This is a genomic window from Immundisolibacter sp. (genome assembly GCF_041601295.1).
GTDB lineage: Bacteria > Pseudomonadota > Gammaproteobacteria > Immundisolibacterales > Immundisolibacteraceae > Immundisolibacter.
On record NZ_JBFIII010000077.1, the window covers coordinates 1 to 14927 of the forward strand.

Consider the following 14927-nt stretch of genomic DNA (forward strand, 5'->3'; position numbering starts at 1 on the left):
CCATAACTTTCGGCTCGGGCATCCCGCTCAAGGCGCAACCGGCTGGGGTTTTCGGGTGCATTACGTGGTTTGATCCTCGCCAAACCCCACCGTGGCCTCGCTCGGTCACAAATTAGGCATCCGCGAGGCAAAAAAGAAACACCTTTCAGGGTGCCGGGTGCCCATTTATAGTTAAAGATCACAGGACCGGGAGATAGGACAGGTGACATTGCAAACATTAGAAGCCGCCTCGTCGGCGGCTGGTGCACTAATCGCCATCTTCGGTTTCGCTGCCGTCTTGTGGCAGCTTCGACAACTCGATAAAGACATCAAGGGCAACACGAGAACAAGTATCTACGACATGGCCGCACGGATAAAAGAAGTTTTCCTTCTGCGCCCTCACCTACGACCATATTTTTTTGACGGCGCGGAAATTGTTGCTGACGATAAACACTACCCAGAGGCCTTGGCCGTGGCGGATTACTTCTGCCTCTACCTGGAACAAATCACCACTCAAAAATCGACGATAGCGGAATGTGATCGCATGGCATGGTGCCAGTACGCCCATGATATCTATCACAATAGCCCAATTATTAGAGCTTATCTTGCCGGAAAAAAGCAGTGGTATTCAGAGCCATTTTGGAACGTCATGGCAGGTGATTTCTAAAAAATCGCCGCAACCGACTCGGCGGTTCCTGCAGATTTAGTGGACACCCTGAACTAGCCATTCAAGAGTGTTTAAGATTCCAGCACCAGGACCTAAGACGACTTGTCGATATAGTGTTCATTTCAAAGCAACTACGATTTGATTGAGCCGGATGGCGGGCCAAACGGAGAGAACATGACCGTTGAAAAGATTATGAGCACAATCCTTGTCACGGTCGAAATGGATGATACGCTCAGGACAATCAAGGAAATATTCGATCATAGTAAATTTCATCATTTGCTAGTGGTCGAATCCGGGAAGCTGTTCGGGGTAATTTCGGATAGAGATCTCCTAAAAGCCTTGAGCCCATACATCGGGACTCGCTCCGAGACAGCCAGGGATCTGGCGAGCCTTAATAAAAAAGCACATCAGATAATGACAAGAACGCCAATTACGTTACCAGAAAACGCCCAGATCGACGATGCCATAGCAATTTTTCTCAATAACACCCTATCCTGCATACCCATTGTCGATTCCGGGCGTGCCCCGGTTGGGATAATAAGTTGGCGGGATATCCTCAAATCATTGTTGTCACAGGACGGTCGACCCGCCAAGAACCAGCAGTAATACGGAGTCGCTAGAATCGGGTTTTCCCGTTACGCCAGCGGACCGCGCGGGCCAGATCATCCCGTTTTTTGGCAGTGCGTGGACCCGACACGCTATGCTGTGGCACTAACCTCAACCCATCACCCCCAATCAGGAAGACCCCCTCATGACCGAGACAGCGCCTTACGTTCCGCCCAAGGTCTGGAAATGGAAAGCCGGGGGCGAGGGCAGATTCGCCAACATCAACCGGCCAATTTCCGGGGCCACGCACGAAAAGGAATTGCCCGTAGGCAAGCATCCACTGCAGCTGTATTCGCTGGCGACCCCGAACGGGGTCAAGGTCACGATCCTGCTGGAAGAATTACTGGCACTGGGCAAGCGGGAGGCCGAATACGACGCGCACCTGGTCAAGATCATGGAGGGCGACCAGTTCGGCAGCGGTTTTGTGGCCGTTAACCCCAACTCCAAGATTCCGGCCCTGGTGGACAGAAGCACATCCCCACCGACGCGGGTGTTTGAGTCCGGGGCCATCCTCGTTTACCTGGCCGAGAAATTCGATGCGTTTTTGCCCAAGGAGCCATCCGCGCGCGCGGAATGCATGTCCTGGTTGTTCTGGCAGATAGGCAGCGCACCTTACCTTGGCGGTGGCTTCGGGCATTTTTATGCCTACGCGCCCGAGAAGATCGAATACTGCATTGACCGCTTCACCATGGAAGTAAAGCGCCTGCTGGACGTGCTGGATCGCAACCTTGCCGTACGGCGTTATCTATGTGGTGATGAATACAATATCGCCGACATGGCCAACTATGCCTGGTTCGGTACCTTGGTGCTGGGCACGATTTACGAGGCACAGGAGTTCCTCGACGTGCCGTCGTATACCCATGTGGTGCGATGGGCGTCCGAGATCCAGGCCCGTCCCGCCGTGCAGCGGGGTCGGCGCGTTAACCGGACCTGGGGACCAGAGGCCGAACAGTTGCCCGAACGCCACGATGCAGGTGATTTCGATCGCCCCGCAGCGGGCTAGGGTGTGGACTGCTACGGATACGCGACACGCGGGAAAACGGCCCCACCGGTCACGATGCATACGCGTGCTAGGCTACCGGGCCTGGGCCGCCCGGCCTTTTACTGAGCGTCGTTTTCGCTCAAGAAAGCCCCGTTTCGGGACTGGAGGAAACGTATGAAGATCGAAACACTTACGCCGGGCGACAGCGGCCCTATCGATTTTGCGTCGTTTGTTGAACACCAGCCTGAACTGGGCACGGCCAGAATTAAAAGAATGGCCAATATCAGCCCCGAAATATTCGACATGGAGATGCGCTACATCTTCGAGGGAAACTGGATTTATCTGTGCCACGAAAGCCAGATCCCCAACCCTGGCGATTTCTTTACCACGACCATGGGCCGGCAGCCGGTGGTGGTTATTCGAAACACCGCCGGCAAAATTAATGGCTTCCTGAATGCCTGCACCCATAAGGGCTCGACCCTGTGCCGTACGCAAACCGGCTCCAAGCCCAAGGGATTCGCCTGCTCCTATCACGACTGGTGTTTTGACCTGGATGGCAAGCTTCAATACATGCCCAGGCGGGACGAGGGCTATCCTGCTTCATTCGACACCTCCCGCTACGACCTTGCGGCCATCGCCAAAGTAGAGAGCTATGGCGGGTTCGTTTTTGGCAGCCTGAACCCCGAGGTGCCGGGCCTTCGGCAGCATCTTGGCGACCTCACCGAGGTCATCGACATGCTGACCGATCAGTGCGAGGACGGATTCGAGGTCATTCGCGGCACCAATACGTGCATCTACCGCGGGAACTGGAAACTGCTGATCGAGAACGGTGGCGGTGACGGGCTGCACCTGGCGGTGGTGCACAAAACCCTGATCCGCGTGGTGCAGATGCGTGACGAGGAACTTACAAAAGGCCGAACCAAAGCTGCAAAGATGGTGCGCATCGACGAGTTGAACAACGCTGACACCGCCAGCAACGTCTACGCGATGCAAAATGGCCACACGCTGATGCAGTCCGATTTGCCCAACCCCGAGGACCGGCCGGCTTTTGTCCGGCACCAGGAGTTCGTCGAAAAGTATGGCGACGAACGGGCGCGCTGGATGACCTCAAAGGTGCGTCAGGCCTGCATTTACCCCAACCTGTTCATCATGGATCAGCTGGCATCGCTGATCCGCTTCGTCAGGCCCATAGCCGTGGATCAGACCGAAGTCAGCTACTGGTGTATTGCCCCGAAGGGAGAACCCCGTCACCTGCGGGTAAAACGGATGAAACAGTTCATGGATTTCTTCTCAGTTGCCGGTCTCGGCGGCCCGGACGACAACCACGAGTTCGAACAGTGTCAGCTGGGCGCCAGCGCGGCGTCGGCGCGCTGGAACGATGCCTCATTCGGCCTGCATACCGAATTTGATGGCCCGGATTCCACAGCCCGAGCGGTCGCTGTGAACGACGTCAAGCACGGCGGCCACATGGGCTACGAGGGGGGAACCATTCGGCAGTACAAGAACTGGATCAAGCTGATGCAGGAAGGACAGGCCCGGGAAATGGCCATGGGCCGGGGCCACTGACCCCGCGCTGCCCGCACCCGATGGATTAAAGCTGCCCTGGCTGCGGATTATCCCGGGCGGCTGATCGCTGCCCAGGCCCAGAGAACAAAATGACCGATAAAACTGCATTGCAAGTCGAGGTGGAACGCTTCATCTTCGACGAAGCGGCCATGGTGGATCAGGGCCGCTGGCAGGAATGGTTGGAGATGTACGCCGAGGACATGGTCTATTGGGCGCCGTCCTGGGTCAGTGAAAACGAGCTGACCAGCGACCCGGAAGGCGAGGTCTCCATCATCTACATGAGCAGCCGCAAGGAGCTGGAGCACAGGATCTGGCGCTTCACCAGTGGGGAGTCGCCGGCTTCCTACCCGCTGCCACGCACCAATCACATAATCAGCAACGTAAGAGTTCTGCAGGAAACCGCCGACCGTGTCGTTGCCGCCTCAAACTGGCTGACCCAGTGCTATCGGAACAAAGAACAATTCCTGTACGGCGGGTATTACGAACATACCCTGGCGCGAACCCGGGACGGCTTCAAAATCAGTGCAAAAAAGGTGGTACTGCTGAACGATGTGGTACTGGGCTACGTGGACGTCTATCACCTGTAGAACCCCCGGCACACACGCTGAACGACACCCCTGGTCCGGGTCGGGAAACGCGAGAACATGGCTGACCTTTCGCAATCGCTGCAATCACAACTCGACGCAAAGCCGCTGGCGCCCTTGCAGTGGCAGGTCGTCTTTTTGTGTTGGCTGGTCAACATTCTGGATGGCTTCGACCTGCTGGCCATTTCCTTCGCGGCGCCATCGATCGCCAAGACCTGGATGCTGGACCCGCAGACACTGGGCATCGTTTTCAGCAGCGGACTGGTGGGCATGACCGTCGGCTCCCTGCTGCTGGGTCCGGCGGCCGATCGCATCGGCCGGCGGCCAATGATCATTCTGGCGACCACGGTGCTTGGCCTGAGCACGCTGGCGACTGCCGCCGCGACCAGCGTCGGTCAATTATTGCTGCTTCGCTGCATCACCGGAATTGCCATCGGCGCCCTGCTCCCCAGCCTCAACACGCTGGTGGCCGAGTACACGCCAGATCGGCGCAGAAACCTCGCCATTAGCTTCATGCACCTGGGTTATCCGGTCGGGGGCATCGCCGGCGGATTTATCGCCAGTCAACTCATTCCCACCGCCGGCTGGGAAGCGCTGTTTTTGGTCGGCGGACTGTTCACCCTGGCGACCGTGCCGGTGCTGCTGCTTGGCCTGCCCGAGTCGCTGCAATACCTGCTGCCAAAAGATCAGCCCAAGGCGCGGGCCGCAGCGGACAGGATCGCCGTGCGCCTGGGCATTGACCTGCAAGCAGCGCGGGCACAGCCGCTTGTATTCAGCGCCAGCGGCTTCAGGGACGTGCTGCGCGGCCCGTGGCTGGCGCCCGGCGTAGCCTTGTGGACCTGTTTTTTTCTGGGCAACCTGACCTTGTACTTTCTGCTGAACTGGACCCCCACGGTATTGGTCGAAGCGGGGCTGAGCAGCGAAAAAGCCATTCGCGCCGGGATGATGCTCAACCTGGGCGGGGGCATCGGCATGCTGACCCTGGGCTATCTGTCCGCGCGCTGGTCGATGTATCGCATGATGAGCGGCTTTTTTGTCATGGGCGGCGTGTTCATCATCGCACTCGGTCAGGTAACGCGAGCCGTCGACCTGTTGTTCGGGCTCACCATCCTGGCCGGCTTTTTTTCCCTGGGCGGGCTCATCGGTCTGTATTCGCTGGCGGCCCGGCTGTATCCGGATGCAAGCCGCGCCACCGGCATCGGGCTGGCGCTCGGCGCGGGACGCTTTGGCGCCATCCTCGGGCCGTACGCAGGTGGCGTGCTGATCAGCCTGGGCTGGCCGATGGGCCGTTATTTCGCCCTGCTGGCACTACCGCTGATCGCGGTGGCGGCGATTCTGTGGCGCGTGCGACCACCGTCCGTGGTGGCGGCCCGGGTGACCACGAAAAGCGCTGAATAAATCGATCCGGGATTTCCCGGCACTCGCCATGCGCGGGCATCGACGAAGTTTCGGCGATAATTGCGCGCATGATTCGCCTACAAAAACTCACTCTTGTACGCGGCACCAAGCCTTTACTGGAAAGTGCCGACCTTACCCTGAACCCCGGCGAGAAAGTTGGCCTCATTGGCGCCAACGGGTCCGGAAAATCCAGCCTGTTCGCGCTGCTGCGCGGCGAGTTGACGGCCGACGGCGGCGAGGTCGATTTCCCCGCCACCTGGCGCATTGCCCACGTAGCTCAGGAAACTCCGGCCCTGGACCGCCCGGCGCTGGAGTACGCCATCGACGGCGACGCGACCCTGCGCCAGCTGGAATGCCAACTTGCGGATGCCGAGCTCGCCCACGATGGGCAACGCATCGGCTACCTGCATGCCGCTCTGGCCGACGCCGACGCCTACACCGTGCGATCGCGCGCGCAGATCCTGCTCGCGGGGCTGGGATTTCGCCACGCCCAGATGCAAGAGCCGGTCGCCAGCTTCTCCGGCGGCTGGCGCATGCGTCTTAACCTGGCCCAGGCGCTGATGAGCCCGTCCGACCTGCTGCTGCTGGACGAACCCACCAATCACCTCGACCTGGACGCCATCCTGTGGCTGGAAGACTGGCTCAAGCGCTACGCCGGCACGCTGATCATCATTTCGCATGACCGCGATTTTCTGGACGGCATCACCAACGTCATTGCCCACCTGAGCGAGACCAAACTCAAGCGCTACGGCGGCAACTACTCAGCATTCGAGAAGCAGCGCGCCATCAACCTGGCCGTCGGCCAGGCCTCGTTCGAAAAACAATCCCGCGAACGCGCGCACCTGAAATCCTTCATCGACCGCTTCAAGGCCAAAGCCAGCAAGGCCAAGCAGGCCCAGTCACGCATGAAGATGCTGGCCAAGATGGAAGAACTCGCTCCTATCCACGCCGCCGCGGCATTCAGTTTCGAGTTCCGCGAACCGGAACGGGCACCCAATCCGCTGCTGGTGCTGGAGGACGTCACTGCCGGTTACCCGCCAGAGGTGTCGGGCAAACCCGCGAAAGTCATTCTGTCGCGCCTGAATCTGGTCCTGCAGGCCGAGCAGCGCATCGGCCTGCTGGGCATCAACGGCGCCGGCAAATCGACGCTCATAAAAACCCTGGTTGGCGACCTGCCGGCGCTGTCCGGCAGCGTCAACCACAGCAAAGGCCTGTCCATCGGCTACTTCGCCCAGCATCAGGTGGAGATGCTGCGCCACGACCAGACCCCTCTGTGGCATCTGGGCAAGCTGGCCCCGAACGTTCGCGAACAACAACTGCGCAGCTTCCTGGGCGGTTTCAATTTCATCGGCGAAATGGCCATGACGCCGATCGACACTTTCTCCGGGGGCGAGAAGGCGCGCCTGGCGCTGGCGCTGATCGTATGGCAACGCCCCAACCTGCTGGTGCTGGACGAACCGACCAATCATCTTGACCTCGAAACCCGCGAGGCCCTGACCGTGGCCCTGGCGCAATTCGAAGGCACGCTGGTGCTGGTATCGCACGACCGCCACCTGCTGCGCGCCAGCACCGAGGAATTCCTGATCGTCGCCGACGGAAGCCTTAAACCGTTCGACGGCGACCTCGACGACTACCGCGACTGGCTGTTCAAGACCAAGCTCGGCAAACGGGCCTTACTGGAGCCCGCGGTGGCTCCCCCACCGGTCGATCGAAAGGCGCAAAAACGCCAGGGCGCCGCAGCGCGGCAGCACCTGTCCGACCAGAGAAAGCCCATCGAAGCGCGCATCAAGCGCCTGGAAACACAGATCCAGCGCCACACCACCCGCGCCACGGAACTGGAATCCCTGCTCAGCAACCCGTCCCTTTACGACGAGAGCCAGAAAGAAACGCTCAAGGCTCACCTGTTCGAGCAAGCCACCCAGGTCAAGGAACTCAAACAGCTGGAAGCCGAATGGCTGGAACAGCAGGCAGCGCTGGAAAGCATCACCGCTTGAGGGGCAACGGGGAGATCCGACACCGATCTGTGCCGGGCGGCACCTGGCACGCGCCGCGCCGTCGACGCCAGCGGCAACCGCCTACACGCTGAACACGTCGAGCTGGCGCGGGATGATGTCGTTGTTGATGACGATTTTCTTGCTCCGGATGCCAAAGCCGTCGCCGCGTGGTGACAGCGCATACGCGTAGTGGCCGAAGAAGAAATCGACGCGCTTTTCGTCGTGCTTGAAGGCGTTGACCTGGAAATTGGCGGTCGCCAGCAGGCACTCGCCGTCCTGGCCCGCCAGGCGCACATTGCTGACCATATGCGTCGTGCGCGGCATGCGCAGCAGCGAGGACGACAAGCCGGAGCGGATTCGCCAGACGCGTTCGTCGAGCCGCGGCCGGCCATGCAGAAAAATCAGCGACAACTGGGCCTCGGGATCTTCGGTCAGCACGTCATCATCGTCCCAGGCTGGCACCCAGAACACGCAGTCCTCGTCGTACAGGGCCAGCCAGTCGTCCCAGCGGCGCTGGTCCAGACACGCGGCCTCCTCCAGCAGGCAGTCGGTCACCCGCGCCAGTAGTTGCACATCGATCGCCATGTCAGGCGACCTCGCGGGTTTGCCGGGCGTCCCGCTCCAGGCCGCGCGTGAGCATGCCCAGCCAATGCCGATACTCACCGTGATAGAGCGATTCGTCGGCCGCGTCGGGGGCGCTCACCCGCGCTCCGATGCCAATCTCCGCGGCCAGACTGTCCGGGCCGGCGACGCGCCGTGTCATGCCCCGATCGAAGTCCTGCCACTGCGCGTTACGCCCGTAGTAGCCGGACTGGCAGGCGTCGAACTCGGTCAGGTCGTCCGGCGTAGCCAGACCGCTGGCGCTGTAGAAATCCTCGTACTGACGCAGACGGCGGCTGCGCTGCTCCGCCGATTCGCCCTTCATGGCGATGCATTTGACGGTGACTTCGGTCTCGTCCTGCGACAGCGGTCGCCAGGAGCGCACCTGGGTCGATATGCCGTCGAACAGGATCAAGTTCGGGTAAATAAGCACCTGGCGCAGACGCGCCGCCATCCAGCGCGCCCGCGCCTCGCCGTGGCGCTCGACCAGGCTGTCGTACTGCATGCCGGCGGCCCGATCACGGTAATTGGCCACGTCAAACCAGATAACGACGTGGCCATTCCCAAGGTCGTAGTTGCCGCTGTTTGCTTCGGGGTTCAGCACGTCGATGGCTTTGACGTCATCCTCGCCCTGCGCCTCGACCACTTTCTTGCCGCGCAGCGCGGCCAGACGGAAGTAGGACGTGTGCACCGGGTCCACGTGATAGCCGTCGACGCCGTTTTCAGCCTGCATCTTCCAGTTGCCGTGATGGGTGTAGACCGACTGGCCTTGCAGGATTTCAAGGCCACTCGGCGACTGGTCGGCAAACAGGTCCAGAAAAATCGCCGCCCCGGCCAGATGTTCCTTCAGCGGCAACACGTCGGCGTTCAGGCTGGCGAAGATGAAGCCGCGATAGGACTCGACCTGCGGCACCGGCGTCAGGCCGTGCCCAGCCTTGTTGAAATGCGGCGGGTAGGCACCGCCGGCCTCGTTTTTTATGTCCAGCAGCGTCCCGTTATTGCTGAAAACCCAGCCGTGATAGGGGCAGGTCCACAGCTTGGCGTTGCCTTTGCGCTTGCGGCACACGTTGGCGCCGCGGTGGCTGCACGCGTTCACAAAGCCGCGCAGCCGACCGTCGCTGTCGCGGTTGATGATCACCGGCTGGCGACCCATCACCGTGGTCAGGTAATCGCCCGGATTGGGCAGCTCGCTGTCGTGCGCCACATAAATCCAGTTGCCTTCGTAGATGTGCTTCAGCTCGGCCTCGTAGATGTCGGGGTCGGTATAGATCGAGCGGTGAACCTTGAAGGTTTCACCGGGCTTGTCGACGATACGCCAACGAAGGTCTTCCGATCGCATGGGGTTGCTCCTGGCAGTTTGCGGCGGGCGACAGAAGCGCACCGCCGGGGGCGATATCCGGCAGTTGCATGGTGGCAGGGCGAAACGACCGGCTATTGACCGGCGTCAAGCGACCTTGGACCACCAGACCGTCCGGTCGGTAGGCCCGGCTTTACAAGTGTTTGGCAGCCAGCTAACGTGCCTGTTTCCGGTTTGTCTGGCCGCATTGCCGATCCCGGCTGCGTGCCAAATACGGTCAGGAGAGCTTGGCGGCAGGAGAATGACCGCGCGTCAGCGCGTGTATGTCATGTGCCGCTGGCGAGCTGGCCACGACCACATGTATCGAAAGGAGTCGTATGATGAATAAACCTTTAGATTACAAAGACTTGGCGCAGGTCGATCGCACCCACATCAGTCTGTACACCGACCCCTCGGTTTTGCAGGACGAGCTGGAGCGCATCTTTTACCGCTCATGGGTGTACGTGGCGCACGACAGCGAGCTACCCAACCCCGGCGACTACAAGGCCACGTTCATCGGCCTGGTGCCGGTCATCGTCAGCCGCGACATGGCCGGCAAGGTGCACGTGCTGGTCAATCGCTGCATGCACCGCGGCGCCACCGTGTGCGCCACCGAAAAGGGCAACGTCAAGAGCTTTATGTGCCCCTACCATGGCTGGGAGTACGGCCTGGACGGACAGCTCACCGCGGTGGCCATGCCGCGCGGCTACAACCCGGGTGAGATCGACAAGGACACGCTGAACCTGATCTCGGCAGTGCGGGTCGAGAGCTACCGCGGCATCATCTTTGCCAGCCTGCTGGCGGAACCAGACGTCTCGCTGACCGACAAGCTCAGCGGCGTAAAGGAATACATCGACCTGTACATGGACTTCTCGCCGGTGGGCGAAATCCTGGTTGGCAACAGCGGTGTGTCGAAGCACCTGTACAAGGGCAACTGGAAGATCCAGGTCGAGGGCAGCGTCGAGGGGTACCACGCGCCGGTCACGCACGCCACGGCGTTCGACGTGATGATTCGCAAGATGGGTTTCCCGGGCAATTACCAGGACCAGCCCCTGCACGGCATCGACGGCGGCCACGGCAACAACGTGCTGGAGGTGTACCGCATGCCAGATGAGGCAGTGCACAAGCGCTGGGGGCCGGAGTTTATCGACCTGCTGACCCAGGCGCATGGCCGCGAGCGGGCGATGGAAGTGCTGCGCACCCGTTTCAACATGGTGCTGTTCCCGAATTTCGCGATTCTGGAGTACCAGTTCCGCGTCATCCGGCCGATCGAGCCGGAACTGACCGAAGTGCGCCTGTACCACACCACCCTGAAGGGCGTGCCGGCGAAGTTCAACACCCGCCGCGTGCGCGAGCATGAGTTCTTTTACGGCCCGGCCTCGTTCGGCGGCCCGGACGATTACGCCGTGTTCGACCGCATGGGCGCCGGCTACCACGCGCAAATGGCACCGTGGGTGTACCTGAACCGGGGCTATTTGTCGGAAACCACGGACGATCACGGCCGCCGCGTCGGCGGTCATACACAGGAAACCCAGCAGCGGGCGCCGTATTACGAGTACCGGCGGCTGATGGCGCAGACAGGGAAATAAGCATGGATCGCGATGCAGTAGAAGCGTTTCTGATCGAGGAAGCGCGCCTGATAGACGAAAAGCGCTGGCGTGACTGGCAAAAGCTGTTCAGCAGCGACGCGCTGTACTGGATTCCGTCCAACCGCCTGGATGCCGACCCCCTGCAGCACGTGTCGTTCGTGTACGACGACATGGAACTGCTGAACGAGCGCCTGATCCGCCTGGAAAGCGAGTTCTGTTTTGCACAGGCGGTGCCGTCAAGCACCCTGCACCAGATCAGCAACATCGCCATTGCGCCCGGCGAGCAGGACGGCGAAATCGCCGTGCGCTCGAACCAGGTGATCTATGAGTTCAAGAACAACTCGCAGCGGCGCCTGGAGCCGCTCAATATCTTTCCGGCGTTTTGTGAACATATCCTGCGACGTGCCGATACAGACGTGTGGCAAATGCGCTACAAGAAGGTTGGCCTGCTCAACTGTGACGCCGAGATCACCAACCTGACTTTCCTGCTTTGAGCACAGCGCCGGATAAATCCTTCCAGGATTTCTCAGCGCACGCTGCGCCCGGGACAGGCCCGGACGCAGCTTCGCCGAATCGAGCCTTTCGGTGCTTGATTCGCGGCGGGCCGTCCCTGGCCCGCGCAAGACGCTGGACATTTCAGCGTCTTCTTAACAAGCCATGCTTATGAGGTCGCCATGAAAAACGAAGGCACGTTCAACATCGAAGCCGCGGACGGTTTTCCGTTCTCGCGCGACAGCAAGGACTTCAAGGCCGGCGTTGCGCTGATGCGCAAAGTGCTGGGGATGGAGGAAGCCAGCCAGATCGAATCGCTGATCGACAACCCCCTGTTCGGCAATGAGATCGGCTACCTGTTCTCCAAGACCTGGGGAGCGCTGTACGCGCGCGACAACCTGCCTTTACGCGACCGCGCCATGCTGCTGATGGGCAGCGATCTGGCGCTCGGGCGCGAGGGGCCGCTCAAGGACCATATGCGCGTCGCGTTGCACGCCGGCGTCAGTCCGCCGCAGATAATTGAGGCGCTGTTGCAGTCCATGTTCTACATTGGCGCTCCGGGCATGGTGCTCGGACTGAAAGTCGCCAGCGAGGTGCTGGCACCGCACATGGAAGCGATGAAGAACGCGCCCACTATTCCGCAACAGATAAAGGAGGGGACGATGATCAACGATCTTGGCGTACGACTTGGGCCCATCAACCACGTGGCGATGGCAGTGAAGGATTGGGAGAAAACCGCCCGCGGCTTCGGCAGCCTGATGGGCCTGAAGACCTGGCGCAAGATGGAAATCCCGTCCGCCATCATGGAAAAAGCCGAGTACTACGGCAAGCCGTGTGAGTTCGTATGGATTTCCGCCTTCGCCAAGCTGGGCGACACGCTGATCGAGCTGTGCCAACCGGTGTCCGGGCAAACCATATTTGGCGATTTCGTCAACGCCTATGGCGACGGCATGCAGCATGTCGGCGACCTGTCGCACCCGGATCCTCTGGAGCTGGTGCGCCGCTACACCAGCCAGGGCGTCAAGGTGGCCAACTACTGCAAGATCGCCGGCATTGCCGAACTGTTCTTCCTGGACACCCGCGAACAGCTCGGTGGCATGTTCCTGGAAGTGGTGGCACCGCCCACCTATGCGCAAATCGCCGGCATGGGCGAGGACGTCACCTTTACCTGAACGGGCACCCAGCACGCTGCCTTGGATAAACCCCTCAGGCCGGCTCGACCCGGCCTGATTTTTTTGTGAATGGCCAAGAGGAGATACCCCATGTCCCCAACCATCCCAGTCAGCCAATGGCAGTACACCACCGTGGTCGTGCGCGACTACCGGCAGGTGGTCTGCAACTTCGCGCGCTTCTTCGGCATCGACCGCTGGGAAGTAATTCGCGTCGACGGCAAATACCTCAGCAATTCAACGTTCGAGGGCAAGCCCGCGCAACACCGCTGGATCTCCGTTTACGGCCACAACGGTGAGCTTGGCATCGAGCTGATTCAGCCCGTCGACGGCCCCTCCAGCTACCAGGCCATGCTCGACGGCGTCGGCGAGGGCATGCACGGGGTCGCCGCCAGCGTGTGCGAGCCACAGCAATTCGAGGCCCTGCGCGCGGAACTGGTAACCCAGGGCATCGGCGTCCGCCAGAGCGGCACCTTCTTCGACGCCGTCGACTACTACCAGCTCGACACACGCAAGGCCCTGTCGAACGTCATCGTCGAGGTGCATTGTCCGCGCCGACCGGACTGGCGGGACGTCATCAAGCCGGACGAAGTACTGCACATGGACCTTGCCCACCTGGGACCGCAGTTTCTGCCGACGGCGAAGATGCTGCACATCGGCGTCGTGTGCGCCGACCGTAACCGCACCAAGGCCAACCTGGAGAAACTCTTCGGCATGCAGCGCTGGATCGAGTTCCAGATCGAGTCCGGTGTGACCATGGAAGAAACCACTTACTACGGCCAGCCCTGCTACCACGCCTACGACAACCACGTCGGGCGCCTGGGCGAGCTGTGCTTTGAGCTGATCACCCCACGCAGCGACAAATGCGTGTACGACGAATTCCTGAAGGAACGCGGCGAAGGCATGCACCACACTTTCCCGACGATCTGCTCCAAAGAAGAATTCACCGCCGCCCTGCCGGAACTCGAAAAACACGGCATGCCTGTCATTCAGGGCGGGCGCATTGGCGACATGATGGAGTACTACTACGTCGACACCCGCCGCTACTTGCCCGGCATCACCACCGAGGTGGTCATCCCGCTGCGCCCGGATTGGCTGGAGTTATTCTTCCCAAATCCTGGGGATGCGTCGATTTTGATGGGGGATTAAACCCGAAAGGCGACGATCTCATGTGGGGCGGGTTAGGCGAAGGCCGTAACCTGCCGGAACGTAGCTGGTTTCGATCGTATGACGCGAAAAATGGCAATAATAGCGAGGTGGATTATATGAATCCTGTCACCTATCCCGCGTGCATCCGAGAGCTGTATGAGAGCGAAATTTTTGGCGAAGCATCGGCACTCGCCTTGATCAAAGCGGCAAAAGACGACCATGATCGATACCGTTTCGGAACCTTGCTTCAACTTGAGACAGAAACCAAGGCCAGGCTGCGTCCGTTCCTCGCGAAATATAATCTTCCGTTAAGTGAAGACATGGACTTGAGCGGCGTGGATGGCATGCTCGGCGCCTATAACTCAGCGAGCAGCTTCCGAGAATTCGCTGCGACAATAACACCAGCAATCGAGCACTTCCACTCCCGCTTTGCGCAAATAGCACAGGCTGGCCCTGCCGACGACCAACCTGTCCTTGAATCGATGGTTCGCCATGAGTCCGCAATTCTGGAGTGGTTGGCTCTGGAAAGTAATGGTCTTTCACAAGGGGCATTGGATGCCATGATTCGGGAACTGAAATACCCCCTGCCCAAGCACGGATAAGCAGGCAGCGCAGGTTGGGCTCGCAACGTTTTTCTGGTCTGCATTACGATAGAGATTCCGTGATCCCACCCCGGAGCGCCTGCCCTTATTCTTTAACGGAAGCAAGCAATGGCCCTCAAAGCCACCATTTATAAAGTCGACCTCCAAATCGCGGACATGGACCGGAATTATTACGCCGAGCACGCACTGACTCTGGCGCGGCATCCGTCCGAAA

Annotated in this window: 15 protein-coding genes; 13 read left to right on the plus strand and 2 right to left on the minus strand. The window is 60.2% G+C overall.

Translation table 11 applies throughout. The features are described from left to right. The first annotated feature begins 202 nt into the window (after window positions 1–202). The 7 genes from ABZF37_RS10515 to ABZF37_RS10545 all read left to right on the plus strand — a co-directional run bounded on the left by ABZF37_RS10515 (window position 203) and on the right by ABZF37_RS10545 (window position 7776). Window positions 203–646 (plus strand): hypothetical protein, encoded by a 444-nt coding sequence (locus tag ABZF37_RS10515; RefSeq protein WP_372719647.1) that lies wholly within the window; start codon window positions 203–205, stop codon window positions 644–646. Between the two features lie 174 nt (window positions 647–820). Then, window positions 821–1252 carry a CBS domain-containing protein gene (locus ABZF37_RS10520; protein ID WP_372719649.1) on the plus strand — a complete coding sequence of 144 codons (432 nt, stop codon included), beginning with the start codon at window positions 821–823 and terminating at the stop codon, window positions 1250–1252. Window positions 1253–1397: 145 nt separating this feature from the next. Continuing rightward, window positions 1398–2255, plus strand: coding sequence for a glutathione-dependent disulfide-bond oxidoreductase (gene yghU / locus ABZF37_RS10525; protein ID WP_372719651.1), 858 nt, complete (start codon window positions 1398–1400; stop codon window positions 2253–2255). 153 nt (window positions 2256–2408) lie between these two features. Continuing rightward, a complete protein-coding gene (locus ABZF37_RS10530; protein ID WP_372719653.1) occupies window positions 2409–3800 on the plus strand; it encodes a Rieske 2Fe-2S domain-containing protein in 1392 nt (463 codons plus the stop codon). Window positions 3801–3889: 89 nt separating this feature from the next. Next, window positions 3890–4387: an aromatic-ring-hydroxylating dioxygenase subunit beta gene (locus tag ABZF37_RS10535; protein ID WP_372719655.1), complete on the plus strand. Its 498-nt coding sequence runs from the start codon at window positions 3890–3892 to the stop codon at window positions 4385–4387. 57 nt (window positions 4388–4444) lie between these two features. Beyond that, complete coding sequence (locus ABZF37_RS10540; protein WP_372719657.1) at window positions 4445–5782, plus strand: MFS transporter; 1338 nt, start codon at window positions 4445–4447, stop codon at window positions 5780–5782. 68 nt (window positions 5783–5850) lie between these two features. Beyond that, window positions 5851–7776 carry an ATP-binding cassette domain-containing protein gene (locus ABZF37_RS10545; RefSeq protein ID WP_372719659.1) on the plus strand — a complete coding sequence of 642 codons (1926 nt, stop codon included), beginning with the start codon at window positions 5851–5853 and terminating at the stop codon, window positions 7774–7776. Between the two features lie 81 nt (window positions 7777–7857). Here the strand turns inward: ABZF37_RS10545 and ABZF37_RS10550 are convergent, their stop codons facing one another. Both ABZF37_RS10550 and ABZF37_RS10555 read right to left on the minus strand, forming a co-directional pair. Beyond that, the gene (locus tag ABZF37_RS10550) at window positions 7858–8361 is read right to left on the minus strand and encodes an aromatic-ring-hydroxylating dioxygenase subunit beta (protein WP_372719661.1); all 504 of its coding nucleotides are present in this window, start codon (window positions 8359–8361) and stop codon (window positions 7858–7860) included. 1 nt (window position 8362) lies between these two features. Beyond that, a complete protein-coding gene (locus tag ABZF37_RS10555; RefSeq protein WP_372719663.1) occupies window positions 8363–9715 on the minus strand; it encodes a Rieske 2Fe-2S domain-containing protein in 1353 nt (450 codons plus the stop codon). Window positions 9716–10053: 338 nt separating this feature from the next. On the opposite strand from ABZF37_RS10555, the gene ABZF37_RS10560 reads away from it, so the two are divergent. The 6 genes from ABZF37_RS10560 to ABZF37_RS10585 all read left to right on the plus strand — a co-directional run. Then, on the plus strand, window positions 10054–11301 hold the full coding sequence (locus ABZF37_RS10560) for a Rieske 2Fe-2S domain-containing protein (RefSeq protein ID WP_372719665.1): 1248 nt from the start codon (window positions 10054–10056) through the stop codon (window positions 11299–11301). A gap of 2 nt (window positions 11302–11303) precedes the next feature. Then, window positions 11304–11795, plus strand: coding sequence for an aromatic-ring-hydroxylating dioxygenase subunit beta (locus ABZF37_RS10565; RefSeq protein ID WP_372719667.1), 492 nt, complete (start codon window positions 11304–11306; stop codon window positions 11793–11795). A 180-nt stretch (window positions 11796–11975) separates the two neighbouring features. After that, window positions 11976–12965 (plus strand): carboxymuconolactone decarboxylase family protein, encoded by a 990-nt coding sequence (locus tag ABZF37_RS10570; RefSeq protein ID WP_372719669.1) that lies wholly within the window; start codon window positions 11976–11978, stop codon window positions 12963–12965. 90 nt (window positions 12966–13055) lie between these two features. Further along, window positions 13056–14111 carry a VOC family protein gene (locus tag ABZF37_RS10575; protein ID WP_372719671.1) on the plus strand — a complete coding sequence of 352 codons (1056 nt, stop codon included), beginning with the start codon at window positions 13056–13058 and terminating at the stop codon, window positions 14109–14111. A 116-nt stretch (window positions 14112–14227) separates the two neighbouring features. Next, window positions 14228–14713, plus strand: coding sequence for a hypothetical protein (locus ABZF37_RS10580; RefSeq protein ID WP_372719673.1), 486 nt, complete (start codon window positions 14228–14230; stop codon window positions 14711–14713). Window positions 14714–14821: 108 nt separating this feature from the next. After that, on the plus strand, window positions 14822–14927 hold a 106-nt coding region (locus tag ABZF37_RS10585), incomplete at its 3' end, for a YaeQ family protein (RefSeq protein ID WP_372719675.1).

Coding starts and splice junctions, on each gene's coding strand:
- ABZF37_RS10520 (WP_372719649.1), top strand. CDS start 821: ATGACCGTTGAAAAGATTATGAGCACAATCCTTGTCACGGTCGAAATG.
- yghU (WP_372719651.1), top strand. CDS start 1,398: ATGACCGAGACAGCGCCTTACGTTCCGCCCAAGGTCTGGAAATGGAAA.
- ABZF37_RS10530 (WP_372719653.1), top strand. CDS start 2,409: ATGAAGATCGAAACACTTACGCCGGGCGACAGCGGCCCTATCGATTTT.
- ABZF37_RS10535 (WP_372719655.1), top strand. CDS start 3,890: ATGACCGATAAAACTGCATTGCAAGTCGAGGTGGAACGCTTCATCTTC.
- ABZF37_RS10540 (WP_372719657.1), top strand. CDS start 4,445: ATGGCTGACCTTTCGCAATCGCTGCAATCACAACTCGACGCAAAGCCG.
- ABZF37_RS10545 (WP_372719659.1), top strand. CDS start 5,851: ATGATTCGCCTACAAAAACTCACTCTTGTACGCGGCACCAAGCCTTTA.
- ABZF37_RS10550 (WP_372719661.1), bottom strand. CDS start 8,361: ATGGCGATCGATGTGCAACTACTGGCGCGGGTGACCGACTGCCTGCTG.
- ABZF37_RS10555 (WP_372719663.1), bottom strand. CDS start 9,715: ATGCGATCGGAAGACCTTCGTTGGCGTATCGTCGACAAGCCCGGTGAA.
- ABZF37_RS10560 (WP_372719665.1), top strand. CDS start 10,054: ATGAATAAACCTTTAGATTACAAAGACTTGGCGCAGGTCGATCGCACC.
- ABZF37_RS10565 (WP_372719667.1), top strand. CDS start 11,304: ATGGATCGCGATGCAGTAGAAGCGTTTCTGATCGAGGAAGCGCGCCTG.
- ABZF37_RS10570 (WP_372719669.1), top strand. CDS start 11,976: ATGAAAAACGAAGGCACGTTCAACATCGAAGCCGCGGACGGTTTTCCG.
- ABZF37_RS10575 (WP_372719671.1), top strand. CDS start 13,056: ATGTCCCCAACCATCCCAGTCAGCCAATGGCAGTACACCACCGTGGTC.
- ABZF37_RS10580 (WP_372719673.1), top strand. CDS start 14,228: ATGAATCCTGTCACCTATCCCGCGTGCATCCGAGAGCTGTATGAGAGC.